Origin of the sequence: Limnohabitans sp., assembly GCF_038134685.1 — a bacterium.
Lineage (GTDB): Bacteria > Pseudomonadota > Gammaproteobacteria > Burkholderiales > Burkholderiaceae_C > Limnohabitans_A.
Map to the genome: position 1 here is coordinate 1 of NZ_JAYPVP010000049.1, position 2,055 is coordinate 2,055.

1 protein-coding gene and 1 pseudogene are annotated in these 2,055 nt (G+C 59.5%); both read right to left on the reverse strand.

Going from position 1 to position 2,055, the window contains the following annotated elements:
* Positions 1-331 precede the first annotated feature (331 nt).
* Complete coding sequence (locus tag AAFM15_RS11655; RefSeq protein ID WP_341686880.1) at positions 332-1,270, reverse strand: hypothetical protein; 939 nt, start codon at positions 1,268-1,270, stop codon at positions 332-334.
* Between the two features lie 2 nt (positions 1,271-1,272).
* Positions 1,273-2,055 (reverse strand): annotated as a pseudogene (locus tag AAFM15_RS11660) (hypothetical protein); the annotation flags it as partial.

Here is a 2,055-nt window from a genome sequence, read left to right on the forward strand (position 1 = left end):
GTCCCAGGCCACCAATCCAAGACGCCCAACTGTTCTCAGTTGGGCGTTTTCATTTGGGGCATCCCCAGAGCACGCGGGGTGCGGCGCAATTCTACGTGTGCCAACCCCCTCCGGTACTTGGGGCGGTATTGGCCCCCAAATCTCATACTCTGCCTTCTCTTCTCACGAAACTTCTGCAAACCCTCACGCTGTGGCACACGCAGAACGCCTTTCACGGCAACAACTTACGCGTGTGTCGGATACGAAGGTTTTGCTATCGACTTGCTGAGGCAAACCATGAGGTTTGTGTGTTGTCGCACACAACGCTTTGAGAAAACACCCCAGAAAGTAGTCACCCAGCGGAGCACGGCATCGAGTAAAGCCCCGGTCTTTGCACCGTGACCACCAACTCTCGGTACGCCATCAACGGATGATCGGCTCCCGGTTTTCCTTTGTCACGGGACTTCACCTTGAACACATCGATGGGCTTGTCGCTGTCCAAGCCTGCACGCTCCATGATTCGTTCGGCACGCATGGGCTCACCCTTGAACGACCAAAGCGACTGGAACACCGAAGCCTGTGCCTCGGTGAGGTTGATGTGGCCGTGCTCTGGCAGCAGCACCGTGCGGAAGTCGTCCGCGAAGGGGCCGTAGACCGGTTTAGCGGGCTCACGTGGCGTTTCTTCCGGGCGGTGGCCCTGTGGGGCGATAAAGGAGATGCCGTCGCCGTAAAAGGCGAACCGCTCCTGAAGTGGCAGCCACTCAATGTCGGCAGCGAATGGGTGCGCAGTCTGGTCCAACGGCTTGGGTGTGATGACCCGCAGGCTCGCACCCTTGACCCGGAAACCATCCAAGATCGCAGGCGCGCGCACAAGGGTGGACAGGTTGCGAGCCAGAATGACCGGCCCCTGCCTGGCATCTCCCAGCCGCCAAATGCCAGGGCCAACCTGATCAATGCCGTCGCGACTGTTGATCTCCAGTGCCAAGCGCAACTTCTGGCGCAGCCAATCCTCGTTGAGCATGACCGCTGCCATGTCCTGCGGCTCGATTTGGACGGGGCCGCATTCGGGGCAATGGCAAAGCCTGCCGCCCTTGCCATCACCGACGACTTGCCCACGGTGCAGGTTGCAATGTGGGCAAAGTACGTATTGCTGATTGACGGGCGCAGCCTTTATGGCGGAGCCGAGCAAGGTGCATGCAGCCAGCTCGTGAGGGGACAACGCCCAGCGATGGACGTGCGTCCCTTCAGCGAACAAGCGGCAGACCAATGACCAAGCATGATGTGAGTTCACGCTCACTCCTGGTACGCAGGTTCGGACTGGAAGGCGTCTTCACCGGGCTGCTGCTCATTGGCGTTCAGCGTTTGGTCGGCACCCAGAATGCCGAGGGCAACCAAGTAGCCTTCGAGCTGGGCTTGCATCTTGGCGTCGAACTTGTGAAGGTTCAGTCGGCCTTTGCGGGTGATCTCAATGGTGATGACCTTCGCTCGCATCTTGCCGGGCTCGGGTGGGTAGTACAGGTTGATGTGCGCCGAGGTGATCTGCCAATTGCGCTTGAGCGGGTTCTCGTTGGGGAAGGACTCTGCGATCAGTTCGGTCACACATTGCTGGTCGCTCGATGCGGTTGCCGTGCATTCAACCTTCAGGTCGCCATGGGGGCTGAGCAGTGAAAGGGTCTTGACCTGCACCGCCATGAACCCATCGGTGGTCAGCGCCTGGGGCACATCAAAACCCAGCCGCAACGCAGACAGGTCAAGTGTGGGAGGCTTGATGCGGTGTGCATCGACCTTCGTGCCCAGCAGATGTTCTGCGAATGCCTCCAACAACATGGTGTGGTACTTCACCCCTCCCTTGACCAGGGTGCGCGCGACGCCAGTCTTGGCCGAATACTCCAGCACCATGTGGATGTTGGGATTGCCAACACGTCGGGTCAGGTTCGAACCTTCGAACTCCAGACGCAGCATCGCCAGGTCTTTGACGTGGACCGTCAGCAGATAGACATCGGGGGAACGCTCCAAAACGTATGCCACGCTGCCGTCGCCGCATTGCAGCTCCCGCTGATAGAACGCCGAGATGGA